The following is a 21,177-nucleotide window of genomic DNA, read 5'->3' on the forward strand; positions in this document are numbered from 1 at the left end:
TAAAGGAGTAGTGTTACGTTTAATTTAACGAAACATAAAGAAATTGTTAAATTCGAGCAGAAGATCGTCGAACTTTGATATAAAGAAAGCTCTGCTGATACGATAACAGCAGAGCTTTCCCTTTATAGATTATGACTATGTTGTTTTTCGAAATTCTCAAATTGCTCTTCAACTTCTTTTGAAGGTTGTGTTAGTAAACTAACAATTACGATAGCTAGTAAACTAATAGCGAAACCTGGAATCATTTCATATAAGAAATCTTTTAAGAATTTGAATTGAGTCCATATAATAACAGTAGCGGCACCAGAAACCATACCAGCAAGCGCGCCCCATTTCGTCATACGTTTCCAATATAAGCTTAATAAAATAGCAGGTCCGAATGAAGAACCGAACCCAGCCCAAGCATATCCAACAAGAGCTAAAATCGTATCATTTTGTTTAAGTGCTAATGCACATCCAATTAAAGCAATAACAAGAACAGCCATACGCCCGACAAATACAAGTTCTTTATCAGAAGCATCACGCTTAAAGAATGTTCTATATAAGTCTTCTGTTACTGCACTCGAAGTAACGAGAAGTTGAGAAGAAATTGTACTCATAATAGCTGCTAAAATAGCTGCTAATAAAAATCCAGTAATAAGTGGATGGAATAAAATAGTGCCAAGTTCAACGAAAATCGTTTCTGGATCAGAAAGTTTTAAACCTGCTTTTGAATAGTATGCAATACCGATAAGGCCAGTAAACATAGCTCCAGCAACAGAGAAAATCATCCAGCTCATACCAATACGTCGTGCACTTTTAATTTCTTTTACAGAAGAAATCGCCATAAAGCGTACAATAATATGTGGTTGTCCAACATAACCAAGGCCCCATGCGAATAATGAAATAATTCCTAATACAGAAGTACCTTTAAAAATATCTAATAATGCCGGATCGATAGATTTAATTGTTTCAAATGCTGGACCAAGTCCATTTACGTGCATAATTGTTACGACTGGAACAAGAATAAGAGCGACTACCATAATGATTCCTTGCACGAAGTCTGTCCAACTTACAGCTAAAAATCCACCAAATAATGTGTAAGCTACGACAACTCCACCAACGATAAGAAGACCAACATGGTAATTGAGTCCAAATGAATTTTCGAATAATACAGCACCAGAGACAAATCCTGAAGCTACATAAAACGTGAAAAATATCATAATAACAAGTCCAGATACTAAACGTAGCATATGGGATTTGTCGTGGAAACGGTGTTCCAAAAATTCTGGGATAGTAATAGAGTTATTTGCAATTTCAGAGTAGGTACGTAAGCGAGGAGCGACATAAAGCCAGTTTGCATATGCGCCTAATGTTAGGCCAATCGCAATCCAGCTACTACTTAATCCAACGCTAAACATTGCACCGGGTAAGCCCATTAAAAGCCAACCACTCATATCAGCTGCTCCAGCACTTAATGCTGTTACTGCGGGGCCTAGTGTACGCCCGCCAAGCATATAATCTGTTAAGTTGGATGTTTGCTTATAAGCGAAATAGCCGATAATTAGCATCCCGAGCATGTAAATAGAGATAGAAGTTAAAATTAACATCTGCGTACTCATGTAGTTCCCCTTTCTTTTGTCAGGTCTTTTGATGCGTTATGCATATTTATCCCGCATGAACGGGCAGTAAAACTCCCACCTTAAAATTGGATGGGCAAGGAAGTTAGGTGGGAGATCAACTGCCCGTAAATGCCCGATTAGTTCAACTAATAATAAGTGGGGGATGAACAAACCCCCCACTTATTAAAGTTTCACTTTATAATCTATCATGATTATTCTGAAAAATCCATATAGAAATATGAATTTTCAGAAATGTAAGCGTTTTTTGATGTGATTTTACTTTTTTAATATATAATATTCATACAAAAAACCTTATTTTTAATAGAGTATTTATTATATTTACATAAAAAGAGGTTGTTTTGTCAATATAATATTGAAAGGAAAGAAAAATAAAATTTTTAAAAAAGTATTGACTTGTGAAAAAAGTCAGGTCTATAATGAGTGCAACTTAAAAAAATGCAAGCGTTGATGAAGAAGAGTACACATGATGAACATGTCAGAGAGCTGATGGTTGGTGCGAATCAGTATGGAATTGATGTGGAATGGGCTTCGGAGCTTCCAAACCGAAACGAAAGAAGTAGGCTTTGGCGACATGATCTCATCGATACAAGAGACACGTATTGTTTTTGATACGGTAAAGTGCGTTACATTTGTAACGAATTAAGGTGGCACCACGGGAGTACCCGTCCTTTCTATAGGATGAGTACTCCCTTTTTGTGTATAAAAAATTAAATAAATGAAATCGTTTAAGTAAGAAGAGTACGTATATTGGAGACGTTACAGAGAGCCGGGAATAGGTGGGAGCCCGGTACGGTGCCATATACGGAATGGGCTTACGAGAGGTATGCTGAACAATTATTTTCAGTAGGCAACCCGGGTTCCGCCGTTACAAGGATAAGGTATAAATTTTGTACCTGAACAAAGCGGGATGCTTTTGCATCCAACACGAGGTGGTACCGCGGTATATTTATCGTCCTCTACATATTTTCGATATGTAGGGGACTTTTTTATTTTTCAGAGTGAGGTGAAGGACATGATGACGAAAGAAGAATTTATAAAACAAAAAAGAGAGAGAAAGACATTTTTAGTAATCACTGAAGAAGAAGGAGATAGCATTACGCCAATTTCTTTATATAGACGTATGAAAGGGAAGAAGAAATTTTTATTAGAAAGTTCACAGCTTCATCAAGATAAAGGGCGTTATTCTTACTTAGGATGTAATCCTTATGGAGAGGTGACAAGCGTTGGTACGGAAGTAGAAAGAATGATATATGGGCAAACAGAAAAGTTAAAAGGTAACGTACTACAAGTGTTAGAAGAAGTAATCGCATCATCACAAGTAGATAGCCCATTTCCATTTTGCGGAGGAGCAGTTGGTTATATTGGATATGATGTCATTCGGCAGTATGAAAACATTGGAGCGGATTTACACGACCCATTAAATATTCCGGAAGTACACCTTTTACTATATCGTGAGTTTATCGTTTACGATCATTTACGCCAAAAGTTGTCGTTTGTATATGTATGCAGGGAAGATGATTCAGCAGATTATGAGGAAGTATACGAAAGGCTACGAGTATACAAAGAGGAAGTGCTACAAGGAGAAGAAGCTGAAGTAAATGCAATACAATCCACATTATCATTCACTTCTTCTATAACGGAAAAAGAGTTTTGTGAGATGGTAGAAATGGCGAAAGAACATATAAGAGCTGGGGACATATTCCAAGTCGTACTGTCACAGCGTTTGCAAAGTGAATGTATTGGTGATCCATTCGCGTTATACCGAAAACTTCGAATTGCAAATCCATCACCATATATGTTCTATATCGATTTTCAAGATTATGTTGTACTCGGTTCTTCACCGGAAAGTTTGCTATCAGTAAGGGAGAATAAAGTGATGACGAATCCAATTGCTGGTACGAGGCCGAGGGGGAAAACGAAGAGGGAAGATGAGGAAATCGAAAAAGAACTGTTGGAAGATGAGAAAGAACGAGCGGAGCATATGATGCTTGTAGATCTTGGGCGAAATGATATTGGCAGAGTGAGTGAAATTGGATCCGTGACGATAGATAAATATATGAAAGTAGAAAAATATTCTCACGTTATGCACATTGTATCTGAAGTTTACGGAACATTGCGAAAACAAACGAGCGGATTTGATGCGCTAGCGTATTGCTTACCAGCAGGGACAGTTTCTGGAGCTCCGAAAATTAGAGCGATGGAAATTATAAATGAGCTAGAGAATGAAAAAAGAAACGTATACGCCGGAGCAGTTGGATACGTTAGTTTTTCAGGGAATCTTGATATGGCACTTGCCATTCGAACGATGGTCGTAAAGGATGAAAAAGCATACGTTCAGGCCGGAGCAGGAGTCGTTTACGATTCAGATCCAGTAGCTGAATATGAAGAAACATTAAATAAAGCGAGAGCGCTATTGGAGGTAATGAAATGATTGTACTAATTGATAATTATGATTCATTTACTTATAACTTGTATCAACTGTTAGGTGAATACGAAGAAGATATTGTAGTCGTAAGAAATGATCAAATAACGATAGAACAGCTAGAAGAGATGAATCCAACAGGAATTGTGCTTTCACCAGGACCAGGAAAACCAGAGGATGCTGGTATTTGTATCGAAGTGATTCGTCATTTTTATAAGAACGTTCCCATATTAGGGATTTGTCTTGGCCACCAAGCGATCATAGCCGCATTTGGAGGAGACATTGTTAGAGCAGAACGTATTAAACACGGAAAAACATCGCGTGTGAAACATAACGGAACGTCAATCTTTTCATACGTTACACAGCCGCTGACGGCGATGCGCTATCATTCCCTTGTTGCAGAGCAAACGAGCTTGCCAGATTGTTTTGACATATTAGCGACAGCGATGGACGACGGAGAAATAATGGCAGTCTGTCACAATTATTATCCGCTCTTCGGATTACAGTTTCATCCGGAATCAATCGCAACAGAAGAAGGCGGAAAGTTAATACGTGCCTTTTTAACAGAAGTAAAAGAGGAGGAAAGAGTATGAATAACTATCTTCGTAAATTAGTGGAGGGTCAACATTTAACAGAAGAGGAAATGTATAAAGCAGGACTACTTTTATTAAGTGAAAACATATTAGAAAGTGAAATTGCAGCTTTCTTAGTCTTACTGAAAGCGAAAGGTGAAACTGCAGAAGAAATATACGGTCTCGTTCGAGCTCTTCGCGAAAAGGCATTGCCGTTTTCGAACCATATACAAGGAGCAATGGACAATTGCGGGACGGGTGGTGACGGTGCTCAAACGTTTAATATTAGCACAACATCAGCATTCGTACTGGCAGGAGCAGGTGTAAAGGTTGCAAAACATGGTAATCGTGCCGTTTCTAGTAAAACAGGAAGTGCAGACTTATTAGAAGAACTAGGTGTAAATATTAGTAGTACGCCAAACGAGATTGATTATTTACTAGAGCATGTGGGCATTGCCTTCTTATTTGCACCAGCAATGCATCCAGCACTAAGGCGCATTATGAAAATAAGAAAAGAGTTAAACGTGCCGACAATCTTTAATTTAATTGGTCCTTTAACAAATCCAGTGAATTTAGAAACACAATTTGTCGGTATTTATAAACGAGATATGTTATTACCAGTTGCACAAGTATTACAAAAGTTAGGCCGGAAACAAGCGCTTGTCGTAAATGGAAGTGGTTTTTTAGATGAAGCGTCATTACAAGGGGAAAATCAAGTAGTCCTTTTAAAAGATAATGAAATGGTAGAAATGAATATTGATCCAGAAAATTATGGTTTTTCAAGAGTGAAAAATGAAGAAATTAGAGGGGGGAATTCACAAGAAAATGCAAAGATTACAGTCGGCGTATTGAGTGGAGAAAAGAGTGTTTACCGCGATACAGTGTTATTAAATGCAGGTCTAGCCCTTTTTGCAAATGGAAAAACAGAAACGATTGAAGAAGGAATTAAACTAGCAACACATAGCATTGACTCTGGAAAAGCATTAACCAAATTAAACTTATTAATTGCAGCAAGCAACGAAAAATTAGAAAGGGTGAACTAAAGTGGGGACGATTTTAGATAAAATTGTAGAACAGAAGAAAAAGGAAGTTGCGGAGTTATATGAAACGTATACACCAGTCAAAACAAAAAGAAAGACACATTCACTTGTAGAAGCGTTACAGCAGTTTACTGTCATTGCAGAAGTAAAGCGAGCATCACCATCAAAAGGAGATATCAATTTACACGTTGACGTACGAAAACAAGTGGGAACATATGAAGACTGCGGGGCAGGAGCAGTATCTGTTTTAACAGATGGTCAATTTTTTAAAGGATCGTTTCACGATTTACAAACAGCAAGAGAAGAAAGTAACATTCCGCTTTTATGTAAAGATTTCATAATCGATAAGATTCAAATCGATAGAGCGTATGAAACGGGAGCAGATATTATTTTACTAATCGTAGCAGCGTTAACGAAAGAAAAGTTAAAAGAGTTGTATAGCTACGTGTTAGAAAAAGGATTGGAAGCGATTGTTGAAGTTCATGATGAACAGGAATTAGAAACTGCGATCCAACTAAATCCACATGTTATTGGCATTAATAATCGTAATTTAAAAACGTTCGAAGTAGATTTAAGCCAAACTGAAAAGTTAGGAAAACGATTGAATGAGGAGAAATTACTTTGGATTAGTGAAAGTGGCATTCATTCAAAAGAAGATATTACCCGCGTTAAAAGAGCTGGAGCAAAAGGTGTATTAGTTGGAGAGGCACTTATGACATCATCTTCTATTAGTAGCTTTTTTGAAGATTGTAAGGTGAATATATGAAAGTGAAAATTTGTGGTATTACTGATGTTGAAACAGCAAAATGTGCTTGCGAATACGGAGCAGATGCAATCGGATTTGTTTTTGCAGAAAGTAAGCGGAAAATTACTCTGGGGCTAGCGAAAGAAATTATTGGGGAGCTTCCAGCACACGTATTAAAAATCGGGGTTTTCGTAAATGAATCAGTTGAAGTGATTCAGAAGATTGCAGATGAGTGCGGGTTAACGCATGTGCAACTACATGGGGATGAAGAGAATCATCAAATTAGAAGATTGAATATTCCGTCTATAAAATCGCTAGGAGTAACTTCAGAGAGTGATATGAAAAGCGCTCAAGCATATGAAACGGATTATATATTGTTTGATAGCCCGAAAGAAAAGTTTCATGGAGGAAATGGAAAGACATTTTCATGGGAATTACTTGAGCATATGCCAAAAGAGTTGCGAAAGAAAACGATATTAGCTGGTGGATTAAACATCCTTAACATAGAAGAAGCAATTCGAACTGTTCGGCCATATATGGTCGATGTAAGTAGCGGAGTAGAGACAGAAGGAAAGAAAGATCTAAAGAAAATAAAACAATTTATTATAAAATCGAAGGAGTGTTCCAAATGAACTACGCATATCCAGATGAAAAAGGTCACTACGGTATATACGGAGGACGATACGTTCCAGAAACGTTAATGCAATCTGTATTAGAACTAGAAGAAGCATATAAAGAAGCGATGCAAGATGAAGCGTTTCAAAAGGAATTAAATCATTATTTAAAAACGTACGTTGGAAGGGAAACACCGCTTTATTTCGCTGAAAATATGACGAAGTATTGCGGTGGTGCAAAGATTTATTTAAAACGTGAAGATTTGAACCATACAGGAGCTCATAAAATTAACAATACAATCGGTCAGGCACTACTTGCAGTACGAATGGGCAAGAAAAAAGTTGTCGCTGAAACAGGAGCAGGACAACACGGAGTGGCAACTGCTACTGTATGTGCCCTACTCGGATTAGAATGCGTCATCTTTATGGGAGAGGAAGATGTGAGACGTCAAAAATTAAATGTGTTCCGAATGGAATTACTCGGAGCGAAAGTAGAAAGTGTAGCGGCAGGTAGCGGCACATTAAAAGATGCAGTGAACGAGGCGCTTCGCTACTGGGTTTCACACGTGCACGATACACACTACATTATGGGATCCGTTCTCGGGCCACATCCATTCCCGCAAATTGTCCGTGATTTCCAAAGTGTAATTGGAAATGAAACGAAAAAACAATATGAGGCGTTAGAAGGAAAGTTACCAGAAGCAGTCGTTGCTTGTATTGGCGGTGGTAGTAATGCGATGGGCATGTTTTATCCGTTCGTACACGATGAAGAGGTCGCTCTTTACGGCGTAGAAGCAGCAGGGAAAGGCGTTCATACAGAAAAGCATGCAGCAACTTTAACGAAAGGAAGCGTCGGTGTTTTACACGGATCAATGATGTATCTTCTGCAAAACGAAGAAGGGCAAATTCAAGAAGCGCACTCTATTTCAGCAGGACTCGATTATCCAGGTGTTGGTCCAGAACATAGCTTGCTAAAAGATATTGGCCGCGTTTCTTATCATTCAATTACTGATGATGAAGCGTTAGAAGCATTTCAATTATTAACGAAAAAAGAAGGAATTATTCCGGCTTTAGAAAGCTCACATGCTGTCGCATATGCATTAAAATTAGCGCCGCAAATGAAGAAAGACGAAGGACTTGTCATTTGCTTATCAGGCCGCGGTGATAAAGATGTAGAGAGTATAAAACGTTATATGGAAGAGGTGTGAAAAATGGGAGTAGAAAAAATTAAAGCAGCGTTTGAAAATGGTAAGAAAGCATTTATTCCGTACGTAATGGGCGGAGATGGTGGACTTGAGAAATTAAAAGAAAGAATTCGTTTTCTAGACGAAGCAGGAGCAAGCATCGTTGAAATCGGTATCCCGTTTTCAGATCCAGTTGCAGATGGCCCAACGATTCAAAGAGCAGGGAAGCGAGCGCTAGATAGCGGTATAACAGTAAAAGGAATTTTTCAAGCATTAATAGAGGTAAGGGAAGAAGTGCAAATTCCGTTTGTACTCATGACATATTTAAATCCAGTACTCGCATTTGGAAAAGAACGATTCATCGAAAACTGCATAGAAGCAGGTGTAGACGGCATCATCATTCCAGACTTACCATATGAAGAACAAAATATTATTGCGCCGTTACTTCGAGAGGCAAACATTGCGCTAATTCCACTCGTTACCGTAACGAGCCCAATTGAGCGAATCGAAAAAATTACGAGTGAATCAGAAGGATTCGTCTACGCTGTTACAGTAGCGGGCGTAACGGGAGTACGTCAAAACTTTAAAGAGGAGATTCGTAGTTACTTAGAAAAAGTAAAATCACACGTCAACTTACCAGTAGTCGCAGGATTCGGTATTTCAACAAAAGAACATGTAGAAGAAATGGTTACAATATGTGACGGAGTTGTTGTTGGAAGTAAGATCATTGAGCTTTTAGAAAATGAAAAACGAGAAGAAATATGTGAATTAATATATGCAACAAAACAAAAAGAAGAGGCGTAAGTCTCTTCTTTTTGTTTTGCGTAATAAATGTTAAAATATACAGAAAATACATTTAATTCAGAGGTGAGAAGGCATGCTAAGACGCAAATTACTGTATCTTCTTTTAACTATACCACTATACGCTTGGCTCATTAGCATGGCGAAAATAGAGTTGATGGCTCTATTTTTAGGATATGTATTTATCTTTTCCAACTTAAATCGCATTCAAGAACAGTCTATTTTAGAAATATGTCTATTTTCGATTAGTATAGAATTATTTAGTATCGTTTCGATTGTATTATTAAACGAATTATTTCTACGGATTCATTCATTTACATTAATGAAATTTGGGAATATTGTATTGCAAGCAATATGTACTTACATTGTGTTTGTTGTGTTAGAAAAAATAATTGGGCAGCAGACAGTTTTTCAGAATAATAGAAAATGGGGTGAATGAAAAGGGGCCAAACGGCTCCTTTTTTGAATCTGTTGTAAAAACAATTGAAAATTATGTCATCTGTTATATAATAGTTAAAAATTGTATTTTAAACGAAATGAGATGATAACATGGCCATATTGTTGGCACTTATCCCAATTATGATGATTTTCATTTGTTTATTTTTATTTAAACAAACGTCATTAAGATCCTCGTTAATTTCTTATGCAGTGTCTGTCGGAATCGTTTTACTCTCGCCAACGTTTCGATTAGGGATAAGTGAAACTGTGCACGCAACGATTAAAGGATGGTTAATTTGTTTTATTGTCGGGTACGTTTTATTTTTCGGTATTTTTTTATTTCACCTCATGAACAAAATGGGATACATCGATCAAGTAGCACGTTTTTTAGAAGAAATCACACATGATCGCTTATTACAAATGCTGCTTATGTGTTTTGGCATTTGTCCGCTTATTGAATCAGTAAGTGGATTTGGTATTGGATTCATGGTTGCAGCACCTATTTTTCTTTCGCTAGGCTATAAACCATTTCAAGCTGTACTGCTCTCATTCATCGGCTTACTAGCTAGTTCATGGGGCGCAATGGCAACGGGTACGATTATCGGTTCGCAGCTAATAAATATGCCTCTTACAACACTTGGTACAAATACAGCGCTATTAAGTATTCCGATGTTTGCTTACTTCGTTATTCTTTCTTTACACGTTGTTGGCGGCTGGCAAGCGGTTATAGAAAAGTGGAAAGAAGGAGTAGGGTTCTTTCTATTATTTTCTCTCGGAATATATCTTTCTAATGCGTACGTAAGTGTTGAACTAGCCGGGATATTAAGTTCTATCGTTACGATTACATTTGGCTTTCTTATCATTAAATTAAAAGGAAAAAGTGGGCAAAATCTTATAACAGAACATGCCGCTGCAACGGAGAGAGAAGTATCCATTATAAAAATTATTAGCCCTTATATATTTCTAACAGTTTGTATTTTACTTTCTCGCCTCGTTCCAGCATTACATGATTTGTTCAGAACATATGCGGTTCTTGATTTGAAATCATACTCTTATAAACTAGAGTTACTATATTCACCAGGATTTTGGCTCGGTATGACTTGCTTATTTACTATTATTTTCTTCCGCATCCCGTCTAATATTATTAAACAATCATTCTCACAAACGATCAAACAATGGATTCCATTTGCTATTACGACGACAATGTTTATCGCCATTTCAGAACTAATGGGTGCATCAGGCATGCATTCATTACTCGCAAAAACAGCTGGTGAAACATTTGGAACCTTTTTCGTTTTTGTTGCTCCGTTTATTGGCGCTATTGGTGGATTTTTAACAGGTAGTAACGCAGGATCAAATGCAATGTTTATAAAACTACAAATGCAAACCGCACAAAACGTAGCACTCCCGTGGCAATATGTCACAACACTTCAAAACACCGCATCATCAGTAGCGACAATCGCTTGTCCATCACGGATTACATTAGGTGCTTACTTATGTAATATCCCTTACCGTGAAAATGAACTATTAAAGAAGACGACGTTAATGATCTTTGGTGCGGTTTTGCTTGTAGTGGTAGAGGTTATTGTTTGGTATATGTTGAGAAATTAAAAATCCTCCTAACATAGGAGGATTTTTTTTATGAATGGATAATGTTTTAAATATGAAAAGCTTCTACTAAGTCAACAACCCGCCACTTAACACCCTTACGGGTCGTTTGAAGTGGGGGCTTGCGTCTGTCGGAGTTCGACAGTGCTTCTACCCTCATAGAGAGCAACTACGCTTATTCCTACCCAGTAGTACGAACGAGCAATGCTCTCCTACCTTAGTATGGTGGAGCATAAGGACGGTTGACTTCGCCCCTACCACAAGAGCTATACTCCTGTGGTAACTACACTGATATGCTTAATTCCCTTACGGTGTAGATTCATCGCACCAATACGGTCATCATTTGATTGGTATTGGCAATTTTTACACTTAAAAGTGTGTAGCTTTTTATTACGATTCGCTTTTTCAATGTTTCCGCACTTAGGGCAAGTTTGGGAAGTATATTTGGGGTCTACCACAATTACCTTTTGTCCATTCAATTCAGCTTTATACTCAAGCATTTGACGGAACTGATAGAAAGCCCAAGATACAGAAACATAGCGGTTTTTCACTCGTACTTTCTCTGTCGCAGAACGAACCCCTGTTAAGTCTTCTAAAACAAACATAGTACCTCTAGGGTATGCCTCAACGAGTGCCTTTGTAATTTGATGGTTTACATCAGTTACATAACGGTTTTCTCTTGAGCCAATTTGTTTTATTTTCTTACGAGAAGATGGTGTTTGTCGTGTTTGTAATTGCTTACGAGTAGCTTTAAATTTACCACGCTTATGTTTAACAATATTTCCGTTGTAGAAGGTTGTTTTGCCCTGACTATCATAAGTGGTTGCAAGGAAGTTGATTCCTAAATCAACACCAACGATGTTGTTTACATCTGCGAAATCTAATGTTTGGTACTCTTTTGTCATCGGGATATGTAAGAACCACTTTTTGTACTTATGCACTAATTTAGCAGTACCAAATTTCCAAGTGCTGTTGAAGTATTTCTTCATAGCCTTACGCTCATAATTTAGTTTTAGGCGACCTTCAAGCGTGTTTACACTAAATTGGTTTTTGGTTAGTGAATAATCTCGATTCCAGACTAAATCATATTCTGCAAGTTTGAAGTCAATCAAAGACCATTCATGTCCATTTGATTTAGCCGACTTGTAACGAGCAATTACAGTTTTCATCACAGATTGAGCCATTTGACTTTTTAACCTAAATTGATTTCGCAAATCAGAATAATATAAGTTATTGAGATTTACTTGATTAAGGTTCTTTGTTTCAAATATGTGTTTTGATAACCAATTACAAGCCTTGCGGTAAGCGTTCGTTGTTATCTTTAGACTTTCAGCTTGATTATCGGAAACATGGATTTGTATTTTTGCAGTAATTGTAGGCATTATTTTCACCGCCTTTCACAAATTAAATTGTAACAGATTTTTAGTGAAAGCAAACAACTTAAGTAGAGAAAGTAGGAGGCAAGGTGGAAGTTTCAGATACTTGATATGGTACAGAATCTTAGGATTTTTAACGTACCATACCGTATCTGCCGGCAATTCCTCCCCCACTTATCGTTGGGCTATCGCCCTTCACACGATTGAAGTAGGGGGTATCCTTGCCGATTTTAGATGAATAGGAGATGAAATGTATGCCCCTAAAAAACTACGGTGTGTTAAAAGGTACAGTTATACAATCAAAGATTGGAAAAGGGAAAACACCTCATTATCAAGTTCATTTACAAGATGAAGTAGGAGTAGATTATCGTATTGCAATTAACGTAAAATCGCAAAGTTATCCGTCAGAAGTTTTATATTTTGCGAGTAACAATATTAAATCAGAAGCGATTCATATTTTACCGACATTACCATTCGGTTTTACAGAAATAAAAAACAATGAACCGAAAGTGGCTTTAGATTATGTAAGAGGAAATCTATTTGATTCAAAACAAATGATTCCTTTGCCTCCCGAAAAAGCAGGAGCAGATAATGATTTAAACGAAAAAATAGAACGTTATATAAAGCGAGCGATAGAAGAAAAAGCGATTATTTACGCGTTTGGTGAAAGATGGGGACCAGAAGAAAACACACCAGATTCCTATTTTCATTTCAAACCAGGAAACGGTATACATGATATTCACATGAATCAAGGGAATGTAGAGAAATGGAAAGGTGATAATGGCATATGGCAAGACGGAGGGATACTCATTCACTTTGAAAAGGAAGAAGAATGGATTGGTATCTTTCTTGCATTCCAATCACAGTCATGGTGTACCGATGAAGAAGGGCATGCTCGTGTGCCTGTTGAGCATTGTGATTATAAGGGGAATAATTAATAAGAAGAGGGCGTTCAAAAAGAACGCCCTCTTCTTATTTTATAAAACGAAAAACTAACGAGTGTAGAAAGACAAGAGAAAAGCAGTGCTACACTAGAAAACGCAATGAGATACATATTATATTTCATAACCTGTCCAATTAGCTGGTTACTGTCGTATTGAAACAGTCCCGCTATGATGTTGAATAAAAATAAAACGATAAACATGACGATAACTCCGTCTATTGATCCTTTAATGTCTGGTTTACTTAAAGCGATATGTGCGGAAATACAAATGGCGATAAATAAAAATAACCAAAAGGAAGGATTCAATAAATTGCCGATTGTAAATAAGCTTTTCAATAATACAAACGTCGACAAGAGCATGTTTTGAATCATTTCTACATTAATAGAAGTAGAAGCGATCGTTTTTTCGAGAGTTGTATTAAATAAAAAATATGATTCTGGTACGAAATAGCGCATTAAAAGGATTAATGCAGTAATACCAGAAATAATAGGCCCGATGCCGATGAAGAAATTCCCAATTCGTTGATACACACTTTTTTGATTGTATTGATGTTGTACGTAACCTAATGCTCCTTGACTTGTATCTGTTGGGAAAAACTGCGTTGCTACAATTTTATGACGGAACAGTACGCACATAATGGCATGTCCAAGTTCGTGGATCGGAACACCAATCCACGCCGTTAAAAGGAATCCTTTTCTTCCGAAAGCCCTCGACCAATACATTCGTGTTAGTGATTCTAAATAACCTAATAGAAATCCAATTACAATGATAACGCCAATTAAGGAAAATAATTGGATTACGCTTGTAAGGAGTATTTGAAAAATTGAGTTTACCAATTCCATTGTCTTTCATCCAATCTGTTAAAAATGTTATTTGTTCTGTTTCATAATAGCATTATTTTTCAAGATTGCTAGCATATATAATTTCTTTTGAAAGAAGGATTTCAGAATCTTTTTCTTGTAGTCATGTTTTATGTACAAAGTCATATATTGAATTTGTAACACCCTATATGGTATATGCTTAAGGAGGGATGAGAGAATGAAATGTCCGTCATGTCATACAGAAAATGCAGCAGAGGCAAAGTTTTGCGGGAATTGTGGACATTCGTTAACGGAAGAAGTAGTGGCAAGTAGTGGTCAAGAAGAAGGGCCGGAACAAGCACGCGCGGCACAAGTAAAGGAAACTCGGCCAAATGAAACGGTAGAGCAAGCGAAGCGGTTTGCGAGCGGCTATTTTCAATTTTTTAAACATGCATTACAAGCACCGACAGCGATTATGAAAAGCGGCACGATTGAAGTAAGAAATGGAATTGTAAGTCTTGTTCTTATTTGTTTTTTAGGAGCATGTATTTTTTATAGAATGATGAGTGCAGCATCAGCAGTTACGAGAACATTTGCACCAGATATATCTACTCCCACATTTTTTGTAGAATCTATAACGGTCTTTTTCTTTTTATTAATTTTAACTTTATTTGTCGGATTTATTATTTTTGTAAGTGGTAAGATGATGAAATCATCTTTTTCGTTTCTTGAAGTATTCGGTATATGGGGAACGCTAGCGACGCCGGCTATTGCTATATTAGTCCTTTCTTTTCTTTTTAGTTTCTTATTAATCTTTTTCTTACCGATATTATTATCGGTAGCTGCAACTTATATAGGGATTAGTATAACTGTAGCCATATTAAAGCTAGACAATGGCGGATTAGATCTCGTGTACACACTTATTATTGCAAATGTTTTAATTGGAATTGCAACATTTATTGTACTTTGGTCTTACATTAGCACGATAATTCAAGCCTTAACACAGGGAATAACTGGCTTCTAATGAAAAGGTGGTTGACTGGATGAATGTATGTACAAAGTGCGGAATTCAGTTTGAAGATGGTGTGCAATTTTGTCAAAACTGCGGGACGAAGAGGGGAAGTCCTGTAGTAAAGAAGAACATGAGCGGTGGTGCAAAGGTTGGCATTACACTGTTAGCACTATTTGTTATAGCGATTATTGGATTATATTTGTACGGATCATCGTATTATACGCAGGTGGCACAAGTAGATCGGATGATTACGATTTTACAAGAGAGGGACGGAGAGAAATTAGCTGAGATCATTACGGCAGATGATCAATCGGTTATGATAACAAAAGAGAGTTTAACGCCTCTATTTTCATATATAAAAGAAAATCCATCGTATGTGAATGAATTAAAAGAATATTTGAGACAAGGTGAAAAACAACGGGACGGAATAGAAAGAGCTGATTTTTCGTTAACGAAAGACGGAAAGTATTTCTTTATATTTGATCGGTATAAATTGAAAGTGAAGACGTACTATACCACTTTGCTTACAAATGAAAAAGGCGTATCGTTAAAAATGAACGGAAAAGAAATTGATAAGACAGATGACAAAAAGTTTGAGAAGCAATATGGGCCGTTTCTTCCGGGCAATCAAGTGTTTCAATCAGAATATAAAAATGATTATGTAAAACTATCGCGTGAGGAAAAGGTTGTACTTATGAAACAAAGCCAAAATAACGTAATGATAGATTTAACGTTGCAAGGTCAATATATTACAGTTCAAACGAACGCGCCTGGTGCAACATTGTACGTAAATCAAAAACCAGTTACAGCACTGGCAGGAGAAGAAATTACATGGGGGCCTATAGCGACTGATGGAAGTACGACGATTTATTTAGAACGAAATGGAGAAAATGGAAGGGAAACGACGAAGGTAGAAACGGTAACGGCACTTCCGTCTTATAATCTTCCATTTCAAAAGAAAAGTACAGAAAAAACAGTTGTTTATAATGTTACTCCGCCATCTACCACTCCGTATGTATATAATGGTTTCATTTTCCCAGATAGTGATATTCGAAAATTAACGAGTACAGATTTAGCATATTTATCGAAAGAACAGTTGAAAATTGCTAGAAATGAAATATATGCAAGGCATGGACATATTTTTCAGACGAAAGATATGCAAACGTATTTTTCAAAACAATCTTGGTATAGAGAAAATCCATATTTTACAGGAAAGCTAACAGATATTGAAACTTATAATGTTGAACTCATCAAATCAAGAGAATAAACATGTGAAAAAGGTACAGTGCATAACTGTACCTTTTTTATGGTTATTTATCTGAACCAGGATCCCTTGAGAAAAAGATGTGAAAGAGAAATGTGACTTTACTTGATCCTCCTGATGTACTAGCTTGTATATGTGATAAAGGACCAGATGTTAGGGCTGCCTCGGAATGGGGGGGTACGACTATTTTGAGCGCATGATCTGATTCTGGTGAAGCAGTAACAGTTATTGTATCGTCAGAGAAGTTCAGAATTTTAACTGAACCGACTGGAAAGATAGACTTGCCAGCATGTGATGCTGAAGCGAATTGGGTAGCTTTCCAAATATCTTGCGCAAACGTATCATCGTTAGATAACCAGGCACGAGCGCTGTATATTGTCGCATTAATGGAAAATTCTTGGTCAAGTGAGAGGGCGGGTTTCGGTTCTTTTGGTTCTTGCGGTTCATCTGGAAGCTGGGCGAGAAGGCCGGCGCACATATATTTCACCTACTTTCAATAGTAACTGTTATAGCATATTAAACATGTTGTTTATAAGACACGACGGCTACCTATTAAAGCATAGGTTTGTGCACCAAATTTGAAGATAAAATCCTCTTTCTTTACAATGGAAGTAGGTGTTATTTCTATAAAATATGGAAAACGTAAAGAGTATGTAAAAAAGAAGGAGTGGTAAAGTGAACTATGTCATTATTGGCGGAGATGCAGCTGGTATGAGTGCAGCTATGCAAATTGTTAGAAACGATGAAAATGCAAATGTTGTAACGTTAGAAAAAGGTGAAATTTATTCATACGCTCAGTGTGGATTACCGTATGTCATTAGTGGTGCTATCGCTTCAACTGAAAAGTTAATCGCGCGCAACGTAAAGACGTTTCGTGAGAAATATGGAATTGATGCGAAAGTGCGTCATGAAGTAACGAAAGTAGATACAGAAAAGAAAATGGTGTACGCAGAGCATACGAAGACGAAAGAAGTTTTTGAATTTCCGTACGATCGTTTATTAATTGCAACTGGAGTGCGTCCTGTTATGCCAGAATGGGAAGGTCGAGATTTGCAAGGTGTTCACCTTTTAAAAACAATTCCAGATGCTGAGCGTATATTAAAAACGCTAGAAACGAATAAAGTTGAAGATGTAACCATTATTGGCGGTGGTGCGATTGGACTGGAGATGGCAGAAACATTCGTCGAACTTGGTAAGAAAGTAAGAATGATTGAGCGAAATGATCATATCGGTACGATTTATGATGCAGATATGGCTGAATATATACATAAAGAAGCAGATAAACACAATATTGAAATTTTAACGAATGAAAATGTGAAAGCATTTAAAGGAAATGAAAGAGTGGAACAAATTGAAACGGATAAAGGTACGTATAAAGCAGATCTTGTTTTAGTATCGGTTGGAGTGAAGCCGAATACTGATTTTCTTGAAGGAACAAATATACGTACAAATTATAAAGGGGCAATCGAAGTAAATGCATATATGCAAACGAATGTGCAAGACGTATATGCAGCCGGTGATTGCGCAACACATTACCACGTTATAAAGGAAATTCATGATCATATCCCGCTCGGAACGACTGCTAATAAACAAGGGCGACTTGCTGGACTGAATATGCTTGATAAACGAAGAGCATTTAAAGGTACGTTAGGCACAGGTATTATTAAATTTATGGATTTGACGCTCGCAAGAACAGGCTTAAATGAAAAAGAAGCAAAAGGGCTACATATCCCGTATAAAACGGTCAAAGTAGATTCTACAAATATGGCGGGCTATTATCCAAATGCAAAACCACTTTACTTGAAACTACTATATCGCTCTGATACGAAACAATTGTTGGGCGGGCAAGTAATTGGAGAAGAAGGCGTAGATAAACGTATTGATGTGATCGCGATGGCACTTTTCAATAAAATGAGCATTCATGATTTAGAAGATGTCGATTTAAGTTATGCACCACCATATAACAGCGTTTGGGACCCAATTCAGCAAGCGGCAAGGAGAGCAGAATAGCACTTTTTAAGTGCTATTTTTTTTGCAAAGGTAGGTAAACTTTTTTAGCGAATAATAAAGAGGGAGAAACAGTTACATATAGGGAAGGGGATTATTAAAAATGTTTGTAGCACTTCAAACCGTTCAAGAATCTGAAAAAGAAATATTACGTAATTTGTACGCACTATATCTTCATGATCTCTCTACATTCACTCCTAATATAAAGATTGGGGCAAATGGATTTTTTGAATACGAAGATTTGCACATGTTTTGGGGAAATGACGGAATCACTCCGTATTTTATAAAAGCTGAAAATAGTATTGTAGGATTTTTATTATTGTTGGAACGCCCGTTTTTGAAGAAGGAAAACGACTTTGGCATAAATGACATTTTCATATTGAATCAGTACAAAGGAAAAGGAATTGGTAAACAAGTTATTGAGAATGTACTAAAAGAGAAACGAGGACAGTATTTCGTTATCGAACTTGTGAAAAATGTACCAGCTGTTTCTTTTTGGAAGAAAGTATATAGGGAGCTAAACATCGTATTTGATGAGAAAACACAGTTAATCGATGATGAAGAATGTCTCGTTCAAACGTTTAAAATATAATGAAATCGGTGCCTCTAGTAGATTACTTTGAAATTTAACTTTATTTTGAATATACCGTTCACCCTTGAAAACATAGTACTTATCGCTTATATTTTCATATAGTATTTATTTTTAAAAAAAGCAATGAACGAACCAGGGGGCACAGTATGGCAATTAACATGAAAACAATCGAAGAATGGATTGCTGAATCAAACGCAAGACAAGAAGAAGACTTTGGACACGTTGTGGAAGAGATGAAAGAAGTATGCGTCGGACTTGATAATGCGACATTAATTTATACGAAAAATGTATTTTGTTTCGGTAAAAAAGTAGAAGTGTTTTTCTTCTTCCAAGACCATGTCGTGATCGGACAAGAAAAAGACGAATATATTGAGATTGAAAAATTAAAGTATGATGATATTACAAATAGTAATTTAAAAACAAATGACAAAAATACAACGTTAGAATTAAAGTTTGCTAACGGACAATCTATTAATTTAGATAGTTTAAATGATAACTACGGTACGAAAAATTGGTTATTTGCTAGACAAATTAAGAGTATTTTTAAGTTAATCTAGTAAAAAAGCACGCCGTCCATCGGCGTGCTTTTAACTATGCAAAACCCCTTTTAACCAATTCCGCGCTCGATACGCCCCAACAGGAATTTGAATAAGAGACGTTTCATTCCCAGCATCAATACCGTACAATTGATCACATGAATTTGTATCAAAACTAAGTAATGGATGCCCGCCCATCCCCATCGCGGTCGCTGCAAAAACGAGTTTATGAACGAGTATACCAGCTTCCATTTGGTGAATACGATATCCTCTATAGCCTAATGCACGTGTATAGTAATCTTTCTTTCCGACTACATGTAAGCAAAGTGGTACTTGAAAAAGGTTTACGTTATCCATCGTCATACTAGATTGAAGAGGGTAACGAAGGTCTCCATACCGAATTGGTTGTATCGAATGTGTTTTACTATTATAAGCGTAAGCCCCGTTTTCAATATTTTTCACGTTATAAAAACATCCATATAAGAAGACGCGTGCATTTTCATTTGCATACTTACCGTCAAGGTCGTTGTAATAGGGGAAGGAGAGGCTCGCTTCTTGTAGTAAAGTAGCGAGCTCGGCTGCATCCCATTTCGTTAAAATAAAGTCCGCATCAGGAGAATATCGTTTTTTACAAAGTTGTAGGAAATCATACGATAACCGTTCTACTTTTGGTAGCTGTACAGCGTACGCATTATGTTGATAGTGCTCTTCATGATGTAGTGTTTGGAAGTGTGCTGTCGATTCGATCATAGAAGCTTCATTTATTTTTGTTATCATCGGATATTCACCTACATGTTTTGAGCGAACGAAATGTTCATGTGCTAACGGCGGAATTTGTTGCAACAACTCATGAGAAGTAACTGTTTTATTTTCACGGTAATCATTGTGAAACCAATTAGTTTCTGGCTCTGTACTTAAAGGAATAACGGCATACACACTTTCTTCACCTTCTGACAATCCGAGTAAATGGTTCAGTGCACGATCTAGAAATTGAAAGTATACGCCGTTCGTATAACCGAACTGTTTTGCACATTCTAGTAATTGCCCAATGAGAACCCCGCTATCTAATCCTTGAAGGCGATATGAAAAGTTATTGTATTTAAAGAAGTTTTTCCAAAACATAGTGGATACGAATGCGGCACCGAAACAATCATGTATATTACAGCGATTACCGAGTGCGTCTGCTAAATAAGAATCGAAATTTCCTTCGCGAAGTAAAATAAGTCGGTGATGCGCGGCGTCATAATGGTAAATGCCATCTGGATAATCGTCAATCTTTAAATAGATATACAATTCATTGGGATATAAAGCACCGCCTGAAGGAATGGATCTTCGTAATACATTTCTCTCGCTATTTAGCTGACATAATTGTGTTACACCAAATGAATACCAAAGGTAGTGACCAATCTCATTTAGAGTAGGTGTAGTAGAAGAGTTCGATAAAGATAACGGGATTTCTAAGGAGAGCGGGATGGTAGGTACATTTCGATATAATTTATAAGGAAGCGGTGCGTCTTTCCAGTCCACCTCATGATTCGGCATAATTTCATCAATAGAGAAATGGAGATGATGTAAAAAAGTATCTAGCTGCATGAAATCC

At 37.0% G+C, this 21,177-nt stretch carries 20 protein-coding genes and 2 other annotated features; of the genes, 15 read left to right on the forward strand and 5 right to left on the reverse strand.

Annotation, left to right across the window (positions count from 1 at the left end):
- Positions 1-122: 122 nt before the first annotated feature.
- Positions 123-1,601, reverse strand: a complete 1,479-nt coding sequence (gene putP / locus DOS87_RS06450; protein ID WP_000107191.1) for a sodium/proline symporter PutP — start codon at positions 1,599-1,601, stop codon at positions 123-125.
- 456 nt (positions 1,602-2,057) lie between these two features.
- Positions 2,058-2,295 (forward strand) — a binding site (T-box leader).
- Between the two features lie 42 nt (positions 2,296-2,337).
- Positions 2,338-2,582, forward strand: a binding site (T-box leader).
- A gap of 52 nt (positions 2,583-2,634) precedes the next feature.
- Between putP and trpE the strand changes: the two genes are divergently transcribed.
- The 9 genes from trpE to DOS87_RS06495 all read left to right on the forward strand — a co-directional run bounded on the left by trpE (position 2,635) and on the right by DOS87_RS06495 (position 11,049).
- Positions 2,635-4,053: an anthranilate synthase component I gene (gene trpE / locus DOS87_RS06455; protein ID WP_002083083.1), complete on the forward strand. Its 1,419-nt coding sequence runs from the start codon at positions 2,635-2,637 to the stop codon at positions 4,051-4,053.
- Positions 4,050-4,637, forward strand: coding sequence for an aminodeoxychorismate/anthranilate synthase component II (locus DOS87_RS06460; RefSeq protein ID WP_063675109.1), 588 nt, complete (start codon positions 4,050-4,052; stop codon positions 4,635-4,637). Before trpE ends, DOS87_RS06460 begins: the two co-directional genes overlap by 4 nt.
- Entirely contained in the window at positions 4,634-5,659 is a 1,026-nt protein-coding gene (trpD, locus tag DOS87_RS06465; RefSeq protein ID WP_098425442.1) for an anthranilate phosphoribosyltransferase, read from the forward strand. Before DOS87_RS06460 ends, trpD begins: the two co-directional genes overlap by 4 nt.
- Position 5,660: 1 nt before the next feature.
- Positions 5,661-6,422 carry an indole-3-glycerol phosphate synthase TrpC gene (gene trpC, locus DOS87_RS06470; RefSeq protein ID WP_000536711.1) on the forward strand — a complete coding sequence of 254 codons (762 nt, stop codon included), beginning with the start codon at positions 5,661-5,663 and terminating at the stop codon, positions 6,420-6,422.
- Positions 6,419-7,033, forward strand: a complete 615-nt coding sequence (locus DOS87_RS06475) for a phosphoribosylanthranilate isomerase (RefSeq protein ID WP_000865127.1) — start codon at positions 6,419-6,421, stop codon at positions 7,031-7,033. The genes trpC and DOS87_RS06475 overlap by 4 nt, the downstream gene beginning before the upstream one ends.
- Entirely contained in the window at positions 7,030-8,223 is a 1,194-nt protein-coding gene (gene trpB / locus DOS87_RS06480; RefSeq protein ID WP_001105026.1) for a tryptophan synthase subunit beta, read from the forward strand. The genes DOS87_RS06475 and trpB overlap by 4 nt, the downstream gene beginning before the upstream one ends.
- Before the next feature lie 3 nt (positions 8,224-8,226).
- Positions 8,227-9,003 carry a tryptophan synthase subunit alpha gene (trpA, locus tag DOS87_RS06485; RefSeq protein WP_000537822.1) on the forward strand — a complete coding sequence of 259 codons (777 nt, stop codon included), beginning with the start codon at positions 8,227-8,229 and terminating at the stop codon, positions 9,001-9,003.
- A 73-nt stretch (positions 9,004-9,076) separates the two neighbouring features.
- On the forward strand, positions 9,077-9,439 hold the full coding sequence (locus DOS87_RS06490) for a DUF4029 domain-containing protein (protein WP_000946134.1): 363 nt from the start codon (positions 9,077-9,079) through the stop codon (positions 9,437-9,439).
- A 110-nt stretch (positions 9,440-9,549) separates the two neighbouring features.
- The gene (locus tag DOS87_RS06495; protein ID WP_098578290.1) at positions 9,550-11,049 is read left to right on the forward strand and encodes an L-lactate permease; all 1,500 of its coding nucleotides are present in this window, start codon (positions 9,550-9,552) and stop codon (positions 11,047-11,049) included.
- A gap of 263 nt (positions 11,050-11,312) precedes the next feature.
- Here DOS87_RS06495 and DOS87_RS06500 read toward each other — a convergent pair whose 3' ends face one another.
- On the reverse strand, positions 11,313-12,428 hold the full coding sequence (locus DOS87_RS06500) for an RNA-guided endonuclease InsQ/TnpB family protein (RefSeq protein WP_001142359.1): 1,116 nt from the start codon (positions 12,426-12,428) through the stop codon (positions 11,313-11,315).
- Positions 12,429-12,676: 248 nt separating this feature from the next.
- Between DOS87_RS06500 and DOS87_RS06505 the strand changes: the two genes are divergently transcribed.
- The gene (locus tag DOS87_RS06505) at positions 12,677-13,360 is read left to right on the forward strand and encodes a DUF2278 family protein (RefSeq protein WP_001128581.1); all 684 of its coding nucleotides are present in this window, start codon (positions 12,677-12,679) and stop codon (positions 13,358-13,360) included.
- Positions 13,361-13,374: 14 nt separating this feature from the next.
- Here DOS87_RS06505 and DOS87_RS06510 read toward each other — a convergent pair whose 3' ends face one another.
- Positions 13,375-14,208 (reverse strand): hypothetical protein, encoded by an 834-nt coding sequence (locus DOS87_RS06510; RefSeq protein WP_000424512.1) that lies wholly within the window; start codon positions 14,206-14,208, stop codon positions 13,375-13,377.
- Positions 14,209-14,404: 196 nt separating this feature from the next.
- Here DOS87_RS06510 and DOS87_RS06515 point away from each other — a divergent pair, with 196 nt between their 5' ends.
- Positions 14,405-15,190, forward strand: coding sequence for a zinc ribbon domain-containing protein (locus tag DOS87_RS06515; RefSeq protein WP_000650096.1), 786 nt, complete (start codon positions 14,405-14,407; stop codon positions 15,188-15,190).
- A gap of 19 nt (positions 15,191-15,209) precedes the next feature.
- Positions 15,210-16,445 (forward strand): TcaA 3rd/4th domain-containing protein, encoded by a 1,236-nt coding sequence (locus DOS87_RS06520; protein ID WP_001099914.1) that lies wholly within the window; start codon positions 15,210-15,212, stop codon positions 16,443-16,445.
- Between the two features lie 43 nt (positions 16,446-16,488).
- Here DOS87_RS06520 and DOS87_RS06525 read toward each other — a convergent pair whose 3' ends face one another.
- A complete protein-coding gene (locus DOS87_RS06525; RefSeq protein ID WP_000332402.1) occupies positions 16,489-16,920 on the reverse strand; it encodes a hypothetical protein in 432 nt (143 codons plus the stop codon).
- Positions 16,921-17,117: 197 nt separating this feature from the next.
- On the opposite strand from DOS87_RS06525, the gene DOS87_RS06530 reads away from it, so the two are divergent.
- From DOS87_RS06530 to DOS87_RS06540, 3 genes are all read left to right on the forward strand, one after another.
- The gene (locus DOS87_RS06530) at positions 17,118-18,452 is read left to right on the forward strand and encodes a CoA-disulfide reductase (protein WP_098578289.1); all 1,335 of its coding nucleotides are present in this window, start codon (positions 17,118-17,120) and stop codon (positions 18,450-18,452) included.
- 100 nt (positions 18,453-18,552) lie between these two features.
- The gene (locus tag DOS87_RS06535) at positions 18,553-19,041 is read left to right on the forward strand and encodes a GNAT family N-acetyltransferase (protein WP_000495856.1); all 489 of its coding nucleotides are present in this window, start codon (positions 18,553-18,555) and stop codon (positions 19,039-19,041) included.
- Between the two features lie 146 nt (positions 19,042-19,187).
- Positions 19,188-19,598: a DUF3908 family protein gene (locus tag DOS87_RS06540; RefSeq protein ID WP_000996793.1), complete on the forward strand. Its 411-nt coding sequence runs from the start codon at positions 19,188-19,190 to the stop codon at positions 19,596-19,598.
- 30 nt (positions 19,599-19,628) lie between these two features.
- Here DOS87_RS06540 and DOS87_RS06545 read toward each other — a convergent pair whose 3' ends face one another.
- The gene (locus DOS87_RS06545) at positions 19,629-21,170 is read right to left on the reverse strand and encodes a SagB family peptide dehydrogenase (RefSeq protein ID WP_001175544.1); all 1,542 of its coding nucleotides are present in this window, start codon (positions 21,168-21,170) and stop codon (positions 19,629-19,631) included.
- Positions 21,171-21,177: the final 7 nt, after the last annotated feature.

It is taken from the genome of Bacillus sp. CR71, from assembly GCF_003429245.1.
GTDB lineage: Bacteria > Bacillota > Bacilli > Bacillales > Bacillaceae_G > Bacillus_A > Bacillus_A thuringiensis_S.

Excerpts from the sequence above, each read along its gene's own strand:
- DOS87_RS06520 (WP_001099914.1), top strand. The coding sequence starts at position 15,210 with ATGAATGTATGTACAAAGTGCGGAATTCAGTTTGAAGATGGTGTGCAA.
- trpE (WP_002083083.1), top strand. The coding sequence starts at position 2,635 with ATGATGACGAAAGAAGAATTTATAAAACAAAAAAGAGAGAGAAAGACA.
- trpD (WP_098425442.1), top strand. The coding sequence starts at position 4,634 with ATGAATAACTATCTTCGTAAATTAGTGGAGGGTCAACATTTAACAGAA.
- DOS87_RS06495 (WP_098578290.1), top strand. The coding sequence starts at position 9,550 with ATGGCCATATTGTTGGCACTTATCCCAATTATGATGATTTTCATTTGT.
- DOS87_RS06545 (WP_001175544.1), bottom strand. The coding sequence starts at position 21,170 with ATGCAGCTAGATACTTTTTTACATCATCTCCATTTCTCTATTGATGAA.
- DOS87_RS06510 (WP_000424512.1), bottom strand. The coding sequence starts at position 14,208 with ATGGAATTGGTAAACTCAATTTTTCAAATACTCCTTACAAGCGTAATC.
- putP (WP_000107191.1), bottom strand. The coding sequence starts at position 1,601 with ATGAGTACGCAGATGTTAATTTTAACTTCTATCTCTATTTACATGCTC.
- DOS87_RS06490 (WP_000946134.1), top strand. The coding sequence starts at position 9,077 with ATGCTAAGACGCAAATTACTGTATCTTCTTTTAACTATACCACTATAC.
- DOS87_RS06525 (WP_000332402.1), bottom strand. The coding sequence starts at position 16,920 with ATGTGCGCCGGCCTTCTCGCCCAGCTTCCAGATGAACCGCAAGAACCA.
- DOS87_RS06505 (WP_001128581.1), top strand. The coding sequence starts at position 12,677 with ATGCCCCTAAAAAACTACGGTGTGTTAAAAGGTACAGTTATACAATCA.
- DOS87_RS06460 (WP_063675109.1), top strand. The coding sequence starts at position 4,050 with ATGATTGTACTAATTGATAATTATGATTCATTTACTTATAACTTGTAT.
- DOS87_RS06515 (WP_000650096.1), top strand. The coding sequence starts at position 14,405 with ATGAAATGTCCGTCATGTCATACAGAAAATGCAGCAGAGGCAAAGTTT.
- DOS87_RS06475 (WP_000865127.1), top strand. The coding sequence starts at position 6,419 with ATGAAAGTGAAAATTTGTGGTATTACTGATGTTGAAACAGCAAAATGT.
- DOS87_RS06500 (WP_001142359.1), bottom strand. The coding sequence starts at position 12,428 with ATGCCTACAATTACTGCAAAAATACAAATCCATGTTTCCGATAATCAA.
- trpA (WP_000537822.1), top strand. The coding sequence starts at position 8,227 with ATGGGAGTAGAAAAAATTAAAGCAGCGTTTGAAAATGGTAAGAAAGCA.
- DOS87_RS06535 (WP_000495856.1), top strand. The coding sequence starts at position 18,553 with ATGTTTGTAGCACTTCAAACCGTTCAAGAATCTGAAAAAGAAATATTA.
- DOS87_RS06540 (WP_000996793.1), top strand. The coding sequence starts at position 19,188 with ATGGCAATTAACATGAAAACAATCGAAGAATGGATTGCTGAATCAAAC.
- trpB (WP_001105026.1), top strand. The coding sequence starts at position 7,030 with ATGAACTACGCATATCCAGATGAAAAAGGTCACTACGGTATATACGGA.